Origin of the sequence: Janibacter zhangyanbonis (genome assembly GCF_050507325.1) — a bacterium.
Taxonomy (GTDB): domain Bacteria; phylum Actinomycetota; class Actinomycetes; order Actinomycetales; family Dermatophilaceae; genus Janibacter.
In genome coordinates this window covers 1,622,024-1,640,362 of the sequence record NZ_CP191481.1, presented here as the reverse complement: position 1 = coordinate 1,640,362, position 18,339 = coordinate 1,622,024, and the positions used below count along the sequence as shown (strand labels likewise).

Here is an 18,339-nt window from a genome sequence, read left to right as displayed (position 1 = left end):
CGTGTTCCTTCTGGTGGTTCAGGCGGTCAATGCGGGCAGGTTGTCGCCTCCGATCTCGGGGTCGAGGGCGGGCACGATGTTGACGCGGCATCTGGCGAGGACGTCGAGGCCGAGGTAGCGCCGTCCTTCGGCCCATTCGTCGGTTTGTTCGGCCAGGACGGCTCCGACCAGGCGCACGATCGCGGCGCGGTTGGGGAAGATTCCAACGGAGTCGGTGCGGCGTCGGATTTCGCGGTTGAGGCGTTCGGCGGGGTTGTTCGACCAGATCTGGGTCCACACGTCTTTGGGGAAAGCGGTGAAGGCCAGGATGTCCGCTCGGGCGGCGTCGAGGTGTTCGTGGACGTCGGGAAGCTTGCCGTCGACGTAGTCCAGCAGCCGGTCGAACTGCGCCTGCACGGCGTCCTTGTCGGGCTGGTCGTACACCGAGTGCAACATCGCTTTCACGGCCGGCCACATCGACTTGGGTGTGACGCTCATGAGGTTCGCGCTGTAGTGGGTGCGGCAGCGTTGCCAGGCCGCGCCGGGCAGGTTCGCCGCGATGGCCTCGACCAAGCCCTTGTGGGCGTCGCTGGTCACGAGCCGGACGCCGGTCAGGCCGCGTGCAGTGAGGTCGGCGAAGAACTCGTTCCACGCCGCTCCGGTTTCCGAGGTCGCCACGCGCAGTCCGAGGACTTCGCGGTGGCCATCGCCGTTGACGCCGACCGCGACCAGCGCGACGGCGTTGATCACGCGTCCGCCCTCGCGGACCTTCATCGTGAGCGCGTCCGCGGCGACGAACGTGAACGGTCCTGCCTCGGCCAAGGGGCGGTGGCGGAACTCGTCGACGATCTGGTCGAGGTCAGCGGCCATGCGACTGACTTGGGACTTGCTCAGGGAGTCGATCCCCAAGGTCTTGACGAGCTTGTCCATGCGGCGGGTGGACACGCCGGCGAGGTAGCAGTCGGCCACGACAGTGATCAACGCGGACTCCGCGCGTTTGCGGCGTTCGAGGAGCCATTCGGGGAAGTAACTGCCGGTGCGCAGCTTCGGGACGGCGACGTCGACGGTGCCGACGCGAGTGTCGAGGTCGCGGTGGCGGTAGCCGTTGCGCTGCGCCGACCGACCTGGGGTGGGCCGGCCGTACTCCGCGCCGATCACCGCATCGGCGTCCGCGGACAACAGGGCGTTGATCATGGTCTGCAGCAGCGATCGCATCATGTCCGGTGATGCTTCGGACAGGGCTTCACCCAGGAGGCCTGCAGGGTCGACAATGTGTGGTGCGGTCATCGTGATGACTCCGTTCGAGAGTGCTGTGAGACGTTCGCTCGAAGGATCACGCGGTGGCCGCGCCTATGTCCATCACGGTGATGAACTCGGCAACCGCGCTACACCACTATCGGGGACTCAACTCACCGCCGGGATGATCGACCGCACCATCGACGCCTGGGAAGCCGAACACTCCGCGTCCACGATCAAGAACTCCATCGCCCCACTCGTCCGGGTACTGGATGAGGCCGTGCGTGATGACGTCATCTCCATCAACCCCGCCAAGCATCGTGCTCGGCGCAACCTCGGCAACAACGTCACCCACACCACCGGAGCACTCCGTCAACACGCACTGCCGGATCTCGCGACGCTACGGAAGCTCGCGAAAGCCTGCGGGAAGGTACATCAGGCGTATTCCGATCACGTCATGCTCGCCAGCCTCCTGGCTGCCCGTGGTTCGGAAGTCGCCGGCCTCCAAGTCGGTGATGTTGACTGGGAGAACCACATCGTGTGGATCAGACGCCAGCATTACCCCGGCAAGGGCGGCCTCGTCGTGAAGAAGACCAAGGGCCGTAGAGACCGGCCGGTGCCGATGCTCGATGCGCTCGAACCGATCCTCGAACGCCTCACCCAAGACAAGTTGCCCGAAGCTCCGCTCCTGCGTGGGCCACGGGGTGGGGTGCTCACGACTGCGACGGTGCGGGATGCGACGCACTGGGATGACCTCGTCGCAGGCCTCGGGTTGCCGGACCTCACCCGGCACGGTCTCCGGCATACGGGGGCGACGTGGATGGCCGACGCCGGTATCGCTTTGCATGTGCTCCAGGAGATCCTTGGGCATCAGTCGATCGAGACGACCAAGGGGTATCTCCACCCCGACCATCGACACCTCGCCGAAGCCGCGAGACAGGCTAATCAGTTCCTTTCCAGGACACCTCAGAGGAAGGACGCTAGCCGCCGCGACGGACCCCGCTTGTGACCACTTCAGAACCCATGCTCCGACCCTCCCAGAGGGGGCCGGAGCACCGTCATGCCCGCGTTTTGGTGCACCTCATGGTCACCTTTTGGTGCACTCCGCAGCCGACGAGACCGAACGGAAGTGGACCAATCCGCGAACGAGCGGGACGGGCGGATGAGGGAAGTGGACCAGCCAGTGACCACGTTCAGATACGACGAAGCCCTGGTGAAAGTTGCCTCTCACCAGGGCTTTTTGTCGGGATGACAGGATTTGAACCTGCGACCCCTTGACCCCCAGTCAAGTGCGCTACCAAGCTGCGCCACATCCCGTTGTTTAGTTTTCGGACAGTCCCGCCGCTCTAACTCACCTGACCCCCAGTCAAGTGCGCTACCAAGCTGCGCCACAGCCCGTGGCTGCTCCCTCAGGAGCGAACGTCACCATATCCCACGTCCCCGGCACTCACCGAATCGAGGTCCGCGGGTCTCGGATCAGCGCCGACGACGCTTCTCGCGTACCCGCACGGAGATCTCGATGGGCGTGCCCTCGAAGCCGAACTCCTCGCGCAGACGGCGCTCGAGGAAGCGTCGGTAGCCGGCCTCGATGAAGCCCGAGGCGAAGATGACGAAGCGCGGCGGACGGGTCGAGGCCTGGGTCGCGAAGAGGATCCGCGGCTGCTTGCCCGAGCGCACCGGGTGCGGGTGCGCCGAGGCGATCTCGCCGAGCACGGCATTGAGCCGCGAGGTCGGCACACGGGTGTCCCACGAGTCGAGAGCCGTGTCGAGAGCCGGCGTCAGCCGGTCGACGTGGCGACCGGTGAGCGCCGACATGTTGACTCGCGGCGCCCACTGCGTCTGCACGAGCTCGCGCTCGATCTCCCGCTCGAGGTAGAAGCGCCGCTCCTCGTCGAGCATGTCCCACTTGTTGTAGGCGATGACGAGCGCGCGCCCGGCCTCGACGACCTGGCTGATGATCCGCAGGTCCTGCTCGGTGATCGACTCGTGCGTGTCGATGAGCACGACGGCGACCTCTGCCTTCTCGAGCGCCGCCTGGGTGCGCAGCGAGGCGTAGAAGTCGGCGCCCTTGGTCTGGTGCACCCGCCGCCGGATGCCGGCGGTGTCGACGAAGCGCCACGGACGCCCGCCGAGCTCGATGATCTCGTCGACGGGGTCACGCGTGGTCCCGGCGAAGTCGTCGACGACGACCCGCTCCTCCCCCGCGAGCTTGTTGAGCAGACTCGACTTGCCGACATTGGGCCGGCCGATGAGGGCCACGCGACGCGGACCCCCTTCGGGCAGTGCCTTGGCGGAGGCGGAGACCTCCGGCATGACGTCGAGGACGGCGTCGAGGGCGTCGCCACTCCCCCGCCCGTGCAGGGCGGAGACGGGCAGCGGCTCGCCGAGGCCGAGGTTCCACAGCGCGGCCGCATCGGCCTCGAAGCGCTGGTCGTCGACCTTGTTGGCGACGAGGACGACCGGCTTGCCGGATTTGCGCAGCAGGCGCACGACCGCCTCGTCGTCGTCCGTCGCGCCCACGATCGCGTCGACGACGAAGACGACGACGTCGGCCATCTCGATGGCGACCTCGGCCTGCTCGGCGACGCGCAGGTGAATGCCCTCGGCGCCGATCTCCCAGCCGCCCGTGTCGAGCAGCGTGAAGCGCCGGCCGGACCACTCGGCGTCGTAGGCGACCCGGTCACGGGTGACGCCCGGCGTGTCCTCGACGACCGCCTCGCGGCGCCGCAGCACGCGGTTGACGAAGGTCGACTTGCCGACGTTGGGCCGGCCGACGATGGCGACGACGGGCAGCGGCCCGGCGGCGTGCTCCTCCTCGTCCGGCTGGAAGCCGTCGATGATCGCGCGGTCCTCGGCCGTGAGCTCGAAGTCCTCGAGCCCGGCACGCAGCACCCGCTCGACGCCCTCGGCGCTCTCGTCGTCCCCGTGGGGTGCGGTGGGTTCGGTGGTGTCCACGATGCTCCTGGTCAGTCGGTGGTGACGGCCATTGTCGCAGCCGTGGGCGGCCGGGGCCGCCGATGTCGAAGGGGGTGTCAGCTCGCTCGCGCGGCAGCGACGACGTCCATCACCGCGGCGACCGAGCCCTCGAAGTCGAGATCGGAGGTGTCGACGACGGTCACACCCTCCGCGGCCTCGGTGAACTGCGAGACGGTCGAGTCGTCGCGGTCGCGCCGCACGACCTGGTCGCGGGTCGCGGCGATGGCCGCGTCGTCGGTGGCGCCGTGCACCTCGAGCGAGCGGCGCCGCAGCCGGGCCTCCTCGCTCGCGGTGAGCAGGATGCGCACCTGGGCGTCGGGCGCGATGACCGTCGTGACGTCGCGCCCCTCGGCGACGCACGCGCCGTGGCGCGCGGCGATGTCGTCGATGAGCGCGCGCTGGCGGCGCTGCATCTCGACGCGCACCTCGGGCACGGTCGCGACGGTCGAGACGAGCGAGCTGATCTCGCTGGTGCGGATCGCCGCGGCGACGTCGGTGCCGTCAACGGCGACCGTCGGCGCCTGCGGGTCGTCGCCGATCTCGAGCGGCAGACCGAGCGCGGCCGTGATGATCGCGTCGGCGTCCCCGAGGTCGACCTCGGTGTGTCGGCACCACCAGGTCAGGGCGCGGTACATCGCACCGGTGTCGAGGTAGCCGGCGCCGAGCCGGGTGGCGACGGCGCGCGAGACGCTGGACTTGCCGGATCCCGAGGGTCCGTCGATGCCGATGACGAAGGGGGCGGGCTGGCTGGTCACGAGGGGTCAGCCTAGTCGCCGCTCAGGAGTGGATCTGCCACCCGCGGGTCTGCAGGGCCTCGGTGAGCGGTCCGGCAGCGGCCGGGAGCACGGAGATCTCCGCCACGCCGAAGGGCAGTCCGAGGCCGTGATCGAGGCGCAGGTCCTCCATGTTGACCCCCTCCTCGCCGATCTCGGTGAGCAGCCGAGCCACCTCACCGGGCCGGTCGTCGACGACGACCCGCACCACGGCGTAGGCCGCGGGCGGTGCACCGTGCTTGCCGGGGATGCGTGCGTGGCCGGCATTGCCGTCGGCGATGCTGCGGGCGAGCACCGCACGGGCCCCGGGGGCGTCCGCGACGTGCGGGTCGGTCGACAGGGCCTCGAGGGCCTCGACGATCCCGACGAGGTCGTGCGACATCGCGCGCAGCACCTGCGCGACGGCTCCGGCGTTGCCGGAGAGGATCTGGGTCCACAGGCCGGGGTCGCTCGCGGCGATCCGGGTGACGTCACGCACGCCCTGGCCGGCCAGGCCCACGGCCTGCTCGCTCAGGTGCTCCAGCCGGGCCGCGACGAGCGAGGCGGCGACCTGCGGAGCGTGGGAGACGGCGGCCACGGCGGCGTCGTGGTCGGCGGGGCTGAGGGTCGTGACCGCGGCACCCGTGGCCTGCGCGAGCTGGGCGACGACCTGCGTGGCGGTCGGGTCGCTCCCTTCGTGCGGGCAGAGCACCCACGCCCGCCCCTCGAAGAGGTCGGCCCGGGCACTGATCGCGCCCGACCGCTCGCGGCCGGCCATCGGGTGGCTGCCGACATAGCGCTCGATGGCGACCCCGGCGCGCACGAGGTCGGCGAGGATCACCTGCTTGACGGACGCGACGTCGGTGACGACGGCCTCGGGCCATCGCTGCAGGGCGGCGACGACGAGTCGAGGCGTGACGTCCGGCGGCGCGGCCACGACGACGACCCCGGGAGCAGCGTCCTTGCTGATCCGTCCTGCCCCGAGGTCACGGGCGAGCGAGACCGAGGTCTCCGACTGGTCCTCGAGCGTGACGTCGGCACCGGCGGCGGTGAGCGCCAGCCCGATGCTCGCGCCGATGAGGCCGGTCCCGATGACGTGCACCGGGGGCAGGGCGGATGCCGCTCCCTTCGCCTCGGTGGAGGCGGTCACAGCCCCGCAGCCTTGTAGAGGTCGCTGATCTCGCGCTGGCTGAGCGGGCGCCAGCGGCCGGACTTCGTCGAGCCGAGGGTGATCGGTCCGACCTGGGTGCGCACGAGCGAGATGACCGGGTGACCGACATGCTCGAGGAGACGACGCACGATGTGCTTGCGCCCCTCGTGGAGGATCACCTCGACGATCGCCTTGCCCGGCTTGGAGTCGACGATGCGGAAGGAGTCGACCTGGACCGGCCCGTCGTCGAGCTCGACGCCGGCGCGCAGCGTCTTGCCGAGGTCCTTGGGCACCGGACCGGGGATCTCGGCGATGTAGGTCTTGAGCACGCCGTGCGCGGGGTGCTGCAGGCGGTGGGCGAGGTCGCCGTCGTTGGTGAGGATGAGCAGGCCCTCGGTGTCGGCATCGAGGCGGCCGACGTGGAAGAGCCGCTCCGGACGGCCGGCGACGTAGTCGCCGATGTTGAGCCGGCCGAGCTCGTCGGACATCGTCGTGACGACGCCGGCGGGCTTGTTGAAGGCGAGGTAGACCCGCGACTCGTCGAGCTGGATCCGCTCGCCGTCGACGTGGACGGTCTGGCGAAGGGGGTCGACGCGCACCCCGAGCTCGGTGACGACCTGGCCGTCGACCTCGACGCGGCCCTCGGCGATGAGCAGCTCGCAGGCGCGGCGGGAGCCGACGCCTGCGGCGGCCAGCACCTTCTGCAGGCGGGTGCCCTCGGGGTTGTGGACGTCGATCGTCGGGCCGGTGGGCGGCGGGGGCGCGAGGTCCGGCTGGCCGGTTCGGCTGCGACCGGTGGTCCCCCGGTCGGGCTGGGGTCGGCGGCCGGGGCGCGGCGGCTTCTTCGGTCCGGTGCCGCGCGGGGCTCCCTGGGGTCCTCCGGGGCGGCGGTTGCGGGGTGGGGTCATCAGCGGGCCTCGTTCACGAGTTCGTCGAGCACGGATGCGTCGGGCAGGTAGGGGGCGATGGGCGGCAGGTCGTCGAGGGAGTTCAGGCCCATGCGCTCGAGGAAGTAGGGCGTCGTCCCGTACAGCGTCGCACCCGACTCCTCGTCCTTGGTCACCTCGATGATCAGGCCACGGGTGAGGAGGGTTCGCACAACGCCGTCGACGTTGACCCCGCGCACGGCGGAGATGCGCGCGCGGGAGATCGGCTGACGATAGGCGACGACGGCGAGGGTCTCGAGCGAGGCCGCGGTCAGGCGCGACTGCTGGCCGTCGAGGACGAATCGCTCGACGACGGGCGCGTAGGCGTGGTGGCTGTAGAAGCGCCAGCCGCCGCCGACGTTGCGCACGGTGAAGCCGTGCGAGCCGTCGGTGTACTGCCGCTCGAGGTCGGCGAGGTGGTCGCGGATCTCCTCGACCGGCAGCTCGAGCGCGGAGGCGAGCGCGTGGTCGGTGACCGGCTCCTCGACGACCATGAGCACGGCCTCGATGGCCGCCCGGGCGCCGCCCGGCAGCTCACCGACGTCGAAGGCCACCTGCACGTCGTCGCCCTCGGGCTCGACGCCTTCGGGCTCGAGGCTCTCGGGCTCGAGGGCCTCCGCGGCCGCCTCCGGCACCGCCTCCGGGACCGGGGCGTCTGGTTCAGTCATCGCTCTCCTCCACGACCCGCTCGTCCTGCTCGTCCTGCTCGGGCGAAGGGGGCGGGGCCTCCCCTTCGTCGAACTCGGCACCGACGTCCACGGTGCCCTCCTCGCTGCCCGTCCAGCTCACCTCGAGCTCGCCGAGCGCCTCGGGCTGCTCGAAGACGACCTGCTTGTCGCGGAAGAGCTCGAGCAGCGCGAGGAAGCGCGCGACGACGACGAGCGTCGAGTCCGCGTCGCGCACGAGCGACCGGAAGGACGTCGTGCCGTCGCGGCGCAGGCGGTCGACGACGACGACCGCCTGCTCGCGCACGCTCACCGCGGGCGCGTGCAGGTGGGCCAGCCCGACGGTCTCGGGCTCCTTGGGCGTCAGGGCGCGGGCAGCGACCATCGCCAGCTGCTCGGGCGTGACGCTGATGACCAGCTCGGGCAGCAGCTTGGCCAGGTGCGGCTCGAGGCCGGCCTGGCGGGCGGTCATCCGACCGGTCGCGGCCATCGTCTCGCCGAGGAAGCGCGCCACGTCCTTGAAGGCGCGGTACTGCAGCAGCCGCGCGAAGAGCAGGTCACGCGCCTCGATGAGCTCGAGGTCCTCCTCGTCGCCATCACCGGTGCTCGGCAGCAGGCGGGCGGCCTTGATGTCGAGCAGCGTGGCGGCGACGAGCAGGAACTCGCTCGTCTGGCCGAGGTCCCACGAGGGCTCGCTCGCCTGGAGCGCCCGCAGGTGGGCCATGAACTCGTCGGTGACCTTGGCGAGCGCGATCTCGGTGATGTCGAGCTGGTGCTTGCTGATCAGGCCGAGCAGCAGGTCGAAGGGACCTTCGAAGTTGTCGAGGTGGACGGTGAAGGCCTGCTCGGCGCCCCGCTTGGTGATGACGCCGCCCGGGACAGCGACCTCGGGGGCCTCCACGGACGTCAGGGGGCGCCGCCGCGCGAGATGAGCTCGCGGGCCAGCTGACGGTAGGCGTTGGCGCCCGAGTGGCCGGTGGCGTAAGTGGTGATCGGCTCCGCGGCGAGCGTGGCGTCGGGGAACTTCACCGTGCGGGAGATGACCGTGTGGAAGACCTTGTCGCCGAAGTGCTCGACGACCGACCCGACGACCTCGCGGCTGTGCAGGGTGCGTCCGTCGAACATCGTCGCGAGGATGCCGTCGATCGTCAGGCCGGGGTTGAGCCGGTCGGTGATCTTGTCGATCGTCTCGACGAGCAGCGCGACACCGCGCATGGCGAAGTACTCGGTCTCGAGCGGGATGATCACGCCGTGCGCCGCGGTGAGTGCGTTGACGGTGAGCAGGCCGAGCGAGGGCTGGCAGTCGATGAGCACGACGTCGTAGTCGTCGACGACGGGGCGCAGCACGCGCGAGAGGATCTGCTCGCGGGCGACCTCGCCGACGAGCTGGACCTCGGCGGCCGACAGGTCGATGTTGGCCGGGGCGACGTCGAGCCCCTCGACGGCGGTGTGCTGGATGATCTCGGTGATCTCGTGGCCGCGGGTGACCAGCAGGTCGTAGATCGTCAGGTCGAGGGTGTGGGTCGGCACGCCGAGGCCGACGGAGAGGGCACCCTGCGGGTCGAAGTCGACGAGCAGGACCCGGCGCCCGGCCTCGGCCAGGGCCGCGCCGAGGTTGATCGTGGTCGTCGTCTTGCCGACGCCGCCCTTCTGGTTGCACATCGCGATGATGCGCGCCGGGCCGTGCGACGCCAGGGGCGGCGGCTCGGGGAAGGAGGGCAGGGGTCGGCCGGTCGGACCCGGCTGGGCCAAGTCGTGCTCGAAGTCGAGCGGCGGCGTCACCTCGGATGCCACAGGCGGATCACTCCATCGGGTCTGGCGGTCGGTCAGCCTCTCGCTGATCAGCGACGACACTATCAGCGGGCACGGGGGTGGCTCTGTGCGTAGACCTCGCGCAGCTGGTCGACGGTCACCATCGTGTAGATCTGCGTGGTCGTCACGGACGCGTGCCCGAGCAGCTCCTGGACCACGCGCACGTCGGCCCCGCCCTCGAGCAAGTGGGTCGCGAAGGAGTGGCGCAGCGTGTGCGGCGAGACGTGGCCGGCGAGGTCGGCCCGGCCGGCGGCCGTCGTGATGACCTCCCAGGCGCTCTGCCGGGACAGCCGCGCCCCGCGTCGGTTGAGGAAGAGCGCCGGCCCGGCCCTCCCCTTCGCCGACAGCTCGGGACGGGCCCGCACCAGCCAGGCGCGCACGGCGTCGACGGCATAGGAGCCGAGCGGGACGACCCGCTCCTTGCCGCCCTTGCCGAGCAGCCGCGCAGCGCCGATGTCGAGGTCGAGGTCGTCGAGGTCGAGGCCGACGGCCTCGGAGATGCGGGCACCGGTGCCGTAGAGGAGCTCGAGCAGGGCCCGGTCGCGCAGCGGTACCGGGCCGTCGCCGACGCCGGCGGCGTCGATGAGGCGGACCACCTCGTCGCGGCCGATGGCCTTGGGCAGGCGCGAAGGGGGTGCCGGCGGCGCCACGTCCTGGGCCGGGTTGTGCGTGGTCTCGCCCTCGAGCGCGAGGAACTTGTGCAGGCCCCGCACCGCGACGAGCGTGCGAGCGGCCGAGCTGGCGGCCAGCGGCGGGTGGTCGCCATCACCGGAGCGAAGGGAGGCGAGGAAACCCGAGACGTGGAGTTCCGTGACGTCGGCGGGGTCGGTGACGCCGTGCGTCGCGAGGTGGTCGACGTAACGCCGAGCGTCGCGGGTGTAGGCCGCGAGGGTGTGGGCGGAGACGCCGCGCTCGACGTCCAGCTGGGTCAGCCAGGTCCGCACGGCCCGCTCCATGGGGGTCGTGCTCACCGGTCCAGCCTTCCGTGGAGGGATGTGCCGCGGGCACGCCATTGTGCCCACGGGTGGCAGGGCCACGGATCGGGAGTGTAATGGCCTGCATGAAGCTCTACGCGGATCTGCCCGCGCGTCGAACCCGACAGATCGTCGCTGACCTCTTCCTCCTCGCCTGGGTCGTGGTCTGGGCGAGGATCGGGCTGGCCGTCCACGACTCGACGCTGCAGCTGGCCGCTCCGGGGCGGCGCCTCGAGTCGGCCGGCAGCGGCTTCCGCGAACGGCTGGAGTCGGCGGGCGACGGCGTCGACGACCTGCCGATCCTCGACGACCGGGTCGCCGATCCCTTCCGCGACGCCGCGGGCGCGGGGACGTCGATCGAGGACGCTGGTCGCGATCTCGTCGATGCCTGCGAGAAATTGGCGGACGTGCTCGGCTGGGTCACCGCGCTCACGCCGATCTTCATCGTCGGCGCGCTGTGGCTGTCCCAGCGGTGGCGCTTCGTGCGGCGGGCCACCGCGGCCCAGGCGCTCGTCGACGACGTGGACGACCTCGACCTCTTCGCGCTGCGGGCCATGGCCAACCAGCCGCTCCCGGCGCTCTCCCGGATCAGCTCCGACCCGGCCGGCGCCTGGCGGCGCGGCGACAGCGAGGTGATCCGCAGCCTCGCGCTGCTCGAGCTCGCCGACTGCGGCCTGCGCCCGCCCGCGGGCTCTCGCGACTCCCCCGGCTCCGGGCGCTGACCACCCGCTCAGCGGACGACCGGGGAGGACCGCGGGCCCATACGCCGTTGCTCCGTACGACGAGCCGGACCTGCCCAGCCGCCAAGCGACGGGGGCCATCCCGGTATTCGCCATTGCTCCGTACGACGAGCACGGCCGCGCTGCGCCGTACGACGAGCACGGCCGCGCTGCGCCGTACGGCGAGCACGGTCCTGCGTAGCGATACCCGTCGTACGGAGCAGCGGCGTAGCGAACGGGGCAGGTGGGCACTGCCCCGCGGGCCCCCACCCGGCCCGTCGTACGGAGCAACGTCGCCCGTGACCGTCGTCCACAGACGGGGCGTGGCAGGGGCTGCCATCCACAGGTTCGTCGTGTCTCTCCCGAGCCCGACGCGGACGGCGAAGGATCGGATCATGACGAGCACACACGATCCGCACGAACCCGAGACCACCTGCCCGATGGAGTGCACGGTCTGCACGGCACCGGGTGATTGCGACGACTGCCTCGACTGCCTCTACTGGCCCCGGTTGGTTGACGAGGACCAGGTTCCTGCTCCCCCACCTCGGGGATACGCCCACCCCAGCAAGGCGAGCGAGCTGGAGGCCGCCCGGGCCGACCTGGGGCTCGCCGATCGGATCGGGCTCCTGTCCCGGCTCCACCGTCGCTTGCACCACCTGACCCAACGCGACCTGGCCGCCGAGGTCGGGTGGAGCCGCGCCTCCTTGGGCAGGTTGGAGAGCGATGCCGGCGTGCAGTCCGTCGACAAGGTCGACAGCCTCCTGCGTCACATCGGCTACCGCCTGGCCCTGCTGCCGGTGGACCCGACCAAGCCCGGTCCGTGGCCGCCGGATCCCGAGCCGCCCGACCCCGTCGCGCCGGCGCTGCCCGTCGCCCGCCCACCAGATCTCGCGGCGGCAGAGCCACCGAGTACCTGGTGGGGTGCCGAGGACCTGCTGGCGCGCGATGCCCGCCACCGGCGCCCGCCACCCGACGCGCAGGTCACCTGGCACCCGGCGAACGAGCTGCGCGAGGACTCCTCCGTCAAGGGGCGGGCGTGGACCTGGCGACGGCCCCGCGGCTCAGCCGCGTGACAGGCGCCGCTCAGCCCTCGAGCGCGATGACCTGAGGCCGCAGGTCCTCCTCCGGGCACTCCCACACCGACGCCTGCGCGTCGACCTGCTCGCCGGAGCGGATGTCCTTGACCTGGTCCCCGTCGTCCTCCCCCGCTCCGGGGAACCACACGAAGGGGATGCCACGCCGCTCCGCGAAGCGGATCTGCTTGCCGAACTTCGCCGCAGCGGGCGCGACCTCGCACGGGATGCCCCGCGCCCGCAGCGCGGTGGCGACGGCGACGGAGCGGGGGCGGCTCCCTTCGTCCGTGACGGCCACGAGTACCGCCGACGGCGACTTGCGGCTGGCCCCGACGAGGCCCTTGCCGAGGAGCAGACCGAGCAGCCGCGAGAGACCGATCGAGATGCCGACCCCGGGATAGGTGGTCCGTCCGTCGCTCGCCAGCTCGTCGTAGCGACCGCCGGAGCAGAAGGAGCCCCACGACTCGTAGCCGACGAGCTGGGTCTCGTAGACCGTGCCGGTGTAGTAGTCGAGCCCGCGGGCGATGCGCAGGTCGGCGACCATCGCCCCGGGTGCAGCGGCCGCGCCCGTCTCGATGACGGCGGCCAGGGCGGCCAACCCTTCGTCGAGGACCGGGTGCTCGACGCCGAGCTCCCGGACCCGCTCGACGAAGGAGGTGTCCTCGGTGCGGATCTCCGCTAGGGCCAGGCAGGCTCGCGCCTGCTCGGGCGTGCGCCCGGCCTCGACGAGCAGGGCGGCCACCTTGTCCGGCCCGATCTTGTCGAGCTTGTCGACGATGCGCAGGGTGCCCGCGACGTCCTCGATGCCCAGACCCCGGTAGAAGCCCTCGGGGATCTTGCGGTTGTTGACCTGGATGACCATCTGCGGGATCGGCAGCTTGGCGAAGATCTCCGCCATGACGAGCGGCATCTCGGCCTCGAAGTGCGGCGCGAGCTCGCCGGCGTCGACGACGTCGATGTCGCACTGGGTGAACTCGCGGTAGCGACCCTCCTGGGGGCGCTCGCCGCGCCAGACCTTCTGGATCTGGTGACGGCGGAAGGGGAAGTTGAGCTTGCCGGCGTTTTCGACCACGTAGCGGGCGAAGGGCACGGTCAGGTCGAAGTGCAGACCGAGCTCGCCCTCACGACCACCGGCGGCGGGACCCCCTTCGTCCTCGGCGAGGCGGTGGATGCCGTAGATCTCCTTGTCGGCATCGCCCCCCTTGCCCAGCAGGCGCTCGACCGGCTCGACGGCGCGGGTCTCGATGGAGGGGAAGCCGTGCAGCTCGAAGGTCGAGCGGATGACGTCGATGAAGTGCTGCTCGACGACCCGCTGCTCGGGCAGGTACTCGGGGAAGCCCGACAGGGGCGTGACCTTCGTCGGGCGGGGGGTGGTGCGGTCAGTCATCACAGTCCTTGCAGGTACGGGTTGGTCGCCTTCTCACGGCCGAGCGTCGTCGCCGGTCCGTGGCCGGGCAGGACGAGGCTCGAGTCGGGCCGCGGATGGACGACGCGACGAAGGGAGTCCTGCATCGCCTCGTGCGACCCGCCCGGGAGGTCGGTGCGGCCGATGGACCCGGCGAAGAGCACGTCACCCGTGATCAGGGTGCGGTCGACCTGGGCCTCGTCCGGAATCCCATCGGGGACCCGGCGCATGCCGAAGACGACCGAGCCCTCGGTGTGGCCGGGTGCGTGGGCGACCTCGAGCTCGAGCCCGGCCACGGTCACCGTCTCGCTGTCCCGGATCTCGACGACCCGCTCCGGCTCGCGCCAGGTGACCTGCTTGCCGAACTGCTGCTCGAGCATGCCGCTCAGGGCAGGTCCGAGCGAGGAGCCGGACAGCGGGTCCTCGAGGCGATAACGGTCGTCGGTGTGGATGTAGGCGGCGAGCTCGCCCCCGCAGACGGGCGTCACGGAGAAGACGTGGTCGACGTGACCGTGGGTGAGCAGCACCGCTGCCGGCTTGAGCCGGTGCGTGGCGAGCACCTCCCGCAGCGTCTCCTCGATGCCGATCCCGGGGTCGACGATGATGCACTCCTCGCCGGGGGCATCGGCGAGCACATAGCAGTTGGTCCCGAACGCCTGGGCCGGGAAGGACACGGTGAGCACGTCCCAACCCTACGTGCGCCCACGCACGAGCCGCGGGAATGGGTAACCTCGGGCCTGTGAGTGACGACACCAACGCCCCGCGCCCCGCTGCGCCCTCGCCTGCGGCCCTGGCCCGCATGGCCCCCCGCCCCTCCGTGACCCCGGCCCCCGAGGTGCCTGCGGTCACCGACGACCACTCCGCGTCAGCCGCCTTCGGCCGCGCCGACGAGGAGGGCAAGGTCTACGTGCGCGAGGGCGACGGCGAGCGTGAGGTGGGCTCCTACCCGGGCGCCACGCCCGAGGAGGCGCTGCAGTACTTCGCGCGCAAGTACGACGAGCTCTTCGCCTCGGCGACCCTGCTGCGGCAGCGCCTCGACTCCCACGACGTCTCGGCCAAGGAGATCGCCGACGGCCTGAAGTCCCTGCGCGAGCACGCCGAGCAGCCCAACGTCGTGGGCGACCTGCCCGCCCTCGCCACCCTCATCGGCGAGCTCGAGGAGGGCCTGACCGCAAAGCGTCAGACCGAGTCCGCCGAGCGCGCCGAGGCCAAGAAGGTCGCCGGCGCCGAGCGCGAGAAGATCGTCGCCGAGGCCGAGCAGATCGCCGCCCAGCCGGTCGAGAAGGTCCAGTGGAAGCAGTCGACCGCGCGGATGCGCGCCCTGCTCGACGAGTGGAAGGCCCACCAGCGCGGCAAGGTCCGGCTGGACAAGGACGTCGAGAGCGCGCTGTGGCAGCGCTTCTCCAAGGCGCGCAACGGCTTCGACAAGGCACGACGCTCGCACTTCGCCCACCTCGAGCAGTCCCGCGGCGAGGCGAAGGGGATCAAGGAGGACCTCGTCGTCGAGGCCGAGCGCCTGTCGACCTCCACCGACTGGAATGCCACGGCCGGCGCCTACAAGCGCCTCATGGACCAGTGGCGTCGCGCCGGTCGCGCCGGCCGCGCCGACGACGACCGCCTGTGGGAGCGCTTCCGCAGCGCCCAGGACACCTTCTTCAACGCCAAGGACGCCGAGGCCGCCAAGGAGGACGAGGCGCACCAGGGCAACCTCGAGGTCAAGGAGGGCCTGCTCGCCGAGGCGGAGGCCCTGCTGCCGGTCAAGGACCTCGAGCGCACCAAGGCCGCGCTGCGCGGCATCCAGGAGCGGTGGGAGGCTGCGGGCAAGGTCCCGCGCGCCGACATCGACCGGATGGAGAAGGGCATGCGCCGTGTCGAGCAGACCGTGCGCGAGGCCGAGGACAAGAAGTGGGCCTCCTCCAACCCGGAGCTGTCGGCCCGCGCCTCCTCGATGGTCACCCAGCTGGAGTCGAAGGTCGCCGAGCTGCAGGCCGACGTCGAGGCAGCCGAGGCGAAGGGTGACACCTCCCGCGCGACGAAGCTGCGCGAGCAGCTCGACGCCCAGCAGGCGTGGCTCGACCAGGCCCGCAAGGGGCTCGACGAGTTCGGCGGCTGACCCCGCGCGGTCCCTGAGGAGCAGGGCCGCCCGCGCCCGCAGCGTCTCGAAGGGTCCGCTCCCGCTCCCGGACGGGAGATCCGGCGCAGCAGCACTGGACGCGTGTCTCACGGCGGCCGGCAGCACAGCGGACGGTGAGGAGGGGTGGCGCAGCATCAAGCCGAAGTCGAGAACGACGACGTGACCACACGACGACGAAGGACTTCGGCAGCGCGCCACCCCTCCTCACCGGGAGCGGTCCGCAGGCTCCGCAGGGCGAAGCTCACCCCTTCTTGCTGGTGCCGCCCGTGATCCGGAAGCAGTCGAAGACCGACTCGATCCGCTTGACCTGGTCCATGACGTGACTCAGGTGCGCGACGTCGCCCATCTCGAAGGTGAACCGCAGGACGGCGACGCGATCGCGTGAGGTCTGCACGGCGGCCGAGAGGATGTTGACCCCGCTTTCGGAGAGCACGCGCGTGACGTCGGAGAGCAAGCCGGCCCGGTCGAGCGCCTCGACCTGCACCTGCACGAGGAAGAGGCTCGTGCTGCTCGGGGCCCACTCGACGTCGATGAGCCGCTCGGCCTCCTTCTTCAGCGACGAGGCGTTGGGGCAGTCGACGCGGTGCACGGAGACGCCGTTGCCGCGAGTGATGAAGCCCATGATCTCGTCACCGGGGACCGGCGTGCAGCACTTCGCGAGCTTGACCCACAGGTCGTCGACACCGCGGACGACCACCCCGGGGTCGCCGCTGCTGCGCGGACGCCCGACGGGCCCGGGCAGGGTGGCCTCGGCGAGGTCCTCGGTCGCGCCGTCCTCGCCACCGGCCGCGGCGATGAGTCGCGAGACGACGTGCTGCGCGGAGACGTGCCCCTCCCCGACCGCGGCGTAGAGGCCGTCGACGTCCTGGCGCCGCAGCTCGCTCGCGACGGCGGTGAGGCTCTCGACGGTGACGATGCGGTGCAGCGGGAGGTTCTGCTTGCGCACGACCTTGGCGATCGCCTCCTTGCCGGCGTCGACCATCTCCTCGCGGCGTTCCTTGGTGAACCAGTGCTTGATCTTGTTGCGGGCGCGCGCCGAGCGCACGAAGGTCAGCCAGTCGCGCGACGGACCGGCGCCCTCGGCCTTCGAGGTGAGGATCTCGACGGCGTCACCGTTCTCGAGAGGTGAGTCCAGCGGCACGAGACGGCCGTTGACCCGGGCACCGATGCACCGGTGCCCCACCTCGGTGTGGACCGCATACGCGAAGTCGACGGCCGTCGACCCGGCGGGCAGGGCGATGACCTGCCCCTTCGGGGTGAAGGCGTAGACCTCCTGGGTGTTGATCTCGTAGCGCAGCGAGTCGAGGAACTCGCTCGGGTCCGAGGTCTCCTTCTGCCAGTCGAGCAGCTGGCGCAGCCACGCCATCTCCCCCACCTGGCCGTCGTCGACGCGGCCCCCGTCCGGGCTGCCCTGGTCCTTGTACTTCCAGTGCGCGGCGACGCCGTACTCGGCGCGACGGTGCATCTGGTGGGTGCGGATCTGGATCTCGACCGGCTTGCCCTGCGGTCCGATGACCGTCGTGTGCAGGGACTGGTACATGTTGAACTTCGGCAGCGAGATGTAGTCCTTGAAGCGACCGGGCAGCGGGTTCCACCGGGCGTGCAGGGCGCCGAGCGCCGCGTAGCAGTCGCGCACGGTGTCGACGAGGACCCGGACCGCGACGAGGTCGTAGATCTCCCCGAACTCGCGGCCGCCGACAATCATCTTCTGGTAGACGGAGTAGTAGTGCTTCGGCCGCCCGGTGACCGTCGCCTTGATCCGCGCCTCACGCAGGTCGGTGACGACCTGGGCCTTGACCGTGGTGAGGTACTCCTCGCGCGCCGGCGCCCGCTCGGCGACGAGGCGCACGATCTCCTCGTAGACCTTCGGGTAGAGCGTCGCGAAGGCGAGGTCCTCGAGCTCCCACTTGATGGTGTTCATGCCCAGCCGGTGCGCGAGCGGAGCGTAGATCTCCAGCGTCTCCTGCGCCTTGCGCTGGGCCGAGGCGGCGGAGACGTAGCGCCAGGTGCGGGCATTGTGCAGACGGTCGGCGAGCTTGATGACGAGCACCCGGATGTCGCGCGCCATCGCGACGATCATCTTGCGGACTGTCTCGGCCTGGGCATTGTCGCCGTAGGTGACCTTGTCGAGCTTGGTCACCCCGTCGACGAGCTTGGCCACCTCGGCGCCGAACTCCTCCTCGAGGTCGTCGAGGCCGTAGTCGGTGTCCTCGACCGTGTCGTGGAGCAGCGCCGCGGCGAGGGTCACCGGCGTCATGCCGAGCTCGGCGAGGATCGTCGTCACCGCGAGCGGGTGCGTGATGTAGGGGTCGCCGCTCTTGCGGACCTGCCCGCGATGCGCCTTCTCGGCGACGACGTAGGCGCGCTCGATGATCGAGGTGTCGGCCTTGGGGTGGCCCTGCCGCACGATCTGCAGCAGCGGGTCGAGGACTCCCGGAGTCGCGGTTCGTCCGCCGCCGATACGAGCCAGCGAGGCGCGCGCGAGCGACCGCGGAGAAAATCCGCTGCTGCCGGCGTTGCGCTCGCTCATGGAGTGAG

Annotated in this window: 16 protein-coding genes and 1 tRNA gene; 4 read left to right on the top strand and 13 right to left on the bottom strand. The window is 70.9% G+C overall.

Annotation, left to right across the window (positions count from 1 at the left end):
* Positions 1–18 precede the first annotated feature (18 nt).
* Positions 19–1,266 carry an IS256 family transposase gene (locus ACQBJO_RS07980; RefSeq protein ID WP_421008218.1) on the bottom strand — a complete coding sequence of 416 codons (1,248 nt, stop codon included), beginning with the start codon at positions 1,264–1,266 and terminating at the stop codon, positions 19–21.
* A gap of 4 nt (positions 1,267–1,270) precedes the next feature.
* On the opposite strand from ACQBJO_RS07980, the gene ACQBJO_RS07975 reads away from it, so the two are divergent.
* Positions 1,271–2,224: a site-specific integrase gene (locus ACQBJO_RS07975; protein WP_421008451.1), complete on the top strand. Its 954-nt coding sequence runs from the start codon at positions 1,271–1,273 to the stop codon at positions 2,222–2,224.
* 234 nt (positions 2,225–2,458) lie between these two features.
* Here the strand turns inward: ACQBJO_RS07975 and ACQBJO_RS07970 are convergent.
* From ACQBJO_RS07970 to ACQBJO_RS07930, 9 genes are all read right to left on the bottom strand, one after another.
* Positions 2,459–2,532 (bottom strand) — tRNA-Pro (locus ACQBJO_RS07970).
* Between the two features lie 159 nt (positions 2,533–2,691).
* Positions 2,692–4,173, bottom strand: a complete 1,482-nt coding sequence (gene der, locus ACQBJO_RS07965) for a ribosome biogenesis GTPase Der (protein WP_421008623.1) — start codon at positions 4,171–4,173, stop codon at positions 2,692–2,694.
* Between the two features lie 74 nt (positions 4,174–4,247).
* Complete coding sequence (cmk, locus tag ACQBJO_RS07960; RefSeq protein WP_421008452.1) at positions 4,248–4,946, bottom strand: (d)CMP kinase; 699 nt, start codon at positions 4,944–4,946, stop codon at positions 4,248–4,250.
* Between the two features lie 22 nt (positions 4,947–4,968).
* The gene (locus ACQBJO_RS07955; RefSeq protein ID WP_421008453.1) at positions 4,969–6,093 is read right to left on the bottom strand and encodes a prephenate dehydrogenase; all 1,125 of its coding nucleotides are present in this window, start codon (positions 6,091–6,093) and stop codon (positions 4,969–4,971) included.
* Positions 6,090–7,001 (bottom strand): pseudouridine synthase, encoded by a 912-nt coding sequence (locus ACQBJO_RS07950; RefSeq protein ID WP_421008454.1) that lies wholly within the window; start codon positions 6,999–7,001, stop codon positions 6,090–6,092. The genes ACQBJO_RS07955 and ACQBJO_RS07950 overlap by 4 nt, the downstream gene beginning before the upstream one ends.
* On the bottom strand, positions 7,001–7,687 hold the full coding sequence (gene scpB, locus ACQBJO_RS07945; protein WP_421008455.1) for an SMC-Scp complex subunit ScpB: 687 nt from the start codon (positions 7,685–7,687) through the stop codon (positions 7,001–7,003). Before scpB ends, ACQBJO_RS07950 begins: the two co-directional genes overlap by 1 nt.
* Positions 7,680–8,594: a segregation and condensation protein A gene (locus ACQBJO_RS07940; protein WP_421008624.1), complete on the bottom strand. Its 915-nt coding sequence runs from the start codon at positions 8,592–8,594 to the stop codon at positions 7,680–7,682. Before ACQBJO_RS07940 ends, scpB begins: the two co-directional genes overlap by 8 nt.
* On the bottom strand, positions 8,591–9,478 hold the full coding sequence (locus ACQBJO_RS07935) for a ParA family protein (RefSeq protein ID WP_255186217.1): 888 nt from the start codon (positions 9,476–9,478) through the stop codon (positions 8,591–8,593). The genes ACQBJO_RS07940 and ACQBJO_RS07935 overlap by 4 nt, the downstream gene beginning before the upstream one ends.
* 62 nt (positions 9,479–9,540) lie before the next feature.
* Positions 9,541–10,452 (bottom strand): site-specific tyrosine recombinase XerD, encoded by a 912-nt coding sequence (locus ACQBJO_RS07930; protein ID WP_421008626.1) that lies wholly within the window; start codon positions 10,450–10,452, stop codon positions 9,541–9,543.
* A 104-nt stretch (positions 10,453–10,556) separates the two neighbouring features.
* Between ACQBJO_RS07930 and ACQBJO_RS07925 the strand changes: the two genes are divergently transcribed.
* Positions 10,557–11,192 carry a hypothetical protein gene (locus tag ACQBJO_RS07925; RefSeq protein WP_421008456.1) on the top strand — a complete coding sequence of 212 codons (636 nt, stop codon included), beginning with the start codon at positions 10,557–10,559 and terminating at the stop codon, positions 11,190–11,192.
* Between the two features lie 392 nt (positions 11,193–11,584).
* Complete coding sequence (locus ACQBJO_RS07920; protein ID WP_421008457.1) at positions 11,585–12,262, top strand: helix-turn-helix domain-containing protein; 678 nt, start codon at positions 11,585–11,587, stop codon at positions 12,260–12,262.
* 10 nt (positions 12,263–12,272) lie between these two features.
* Here ACQBJO_RS07920 and hisS read toward each other — a convergent pair whose 3' ends face one another.
* Positions 12,273–13,649, bottom strand: a complete 1,377-nt coding sequence (gene hisS / locus ACQBJO_RS07915; RefSeq protein WP_421008458.1) for a histidine--tRNA ligase — start codon at positions 13,647–13,649, stop codon at positions 12,273–12,275.
* Positions 13,649–14,350: an MBL fold metallo-hydrolase gene (locus ACQBJO_RS07910; RefSeq protein ID WP_421008459.1), complete on the bottom strand. Its 702-nt coding sequence runs from the start codon at positions 14,348–14,350 to the stop codon at positions 13,649–13,651. The genes hisS and ACQBJO_RS07910 overlap by 1 nt, the downstream gene beginning before the upstream one ends.
* A 56-nt stretch (positions 14,351–14,406) precedes the next feature.
* On the opposite strand from ACQBJO_RS07910, the gene ACQBJO_RS07905 reads away from it, so the two are divergent.
* The gene (locus ACQBJO_RS07905) at positions 14,407–15,780 is read left to right on the top strand and encodes a DUF349 domain-containing protein (RefSeq protein WP_421008460.1); all 1,374 of its coding nucleotides are present in this window, start codon (positions 14,407–14,409) and stop codon (positions 15,778–15,780) included.
* Between the two features lie 262 nt (positions 15,781–16,042).
* On the opposite strand, the gene ACQBJO_RS07900 is transcribed toward ACQBJO_RS07905, so the two are convergent.
* The gene (locus ACQBJO_RS07900) at positions 16,043–18,331 is read right to left on the bottom strand and encodes a RelA/SpoT family protein (protein ID WP_421008461.1); all 2,289 of its coding nucleotides are present in this window, start codon (positions 18,329–18,331) and stop codon (positions 16,043–16,045) included.
* Positions 18,332–18,339 lie beyond the last annotated feature (8 nt).

Bases quoted from the DNA above. Each gene is read 5' to 3' on its own strand.
- scpB (WP_421008455.1), bottom strand. From the start codon at position 7,687: ATGACTGAACCAGACGCCCCGGTCCCGGAGGCGGTGCCGGAGGCGGCC.
- hisS (WP_421008458.1), bottom strand. From the start codon at position 13,649: ATGACTGACCGCACCACCCCCCGCCCGACGAAGGTCACGCCCCTGTCG.
- ACQBJO_RS07900 (WP_421008461.1), bottom strand. From the start codon at position 18,331: ATGAGCGAGCGCAACGCCGGCAGCAGCGGATTTTCTCCGCGGTCGCTC.
- ACQBJO_RS07920 (WP_421008457.1), top strand. From the start codon at position 11,585: ATGACGAGCACACACGATCCGCACGAACCCGAGACCACCTGCCCGATG.
- ACQBJO_RS07950 (WP_421008454.1), bottom strand. From the start codon at position 7,001: ATGACCCCACCCCGCAACCGCCGCCCCGGAGGACCCCAGGGAGCCCCG.
- ACQBJO_RS07980 (WP_421008218.1), bottom strand. From the start codon at position 1,266: ATGACCGCACCACACATTGTCGACCCTGCAGGCCTCCTGGGTGAAGCC.
- ACQBJO_RS07930 (WP_421008626.1), bottom strand. From the start codon at position 10,452: ATGGAGCGGGCCGTGCGGACCTGGCTGACCCAGCTGGACGTCGAGCGC.
- ACQBJO_RS07975 (WP_421008451.1), top strand. From the start codon at position 1,271: ATGACTCCGTTCGAGAGTGCTGTGAGACGTTCGCTCGAAGGATCACGC.
- ACQBJO_RS07925 (WP_421008456.1), top strand. From the start codon at position 10,557: ATGAAGCTCTACGCGGATCTGCCCGCGCGTCGAACCCGACAGATCGTC.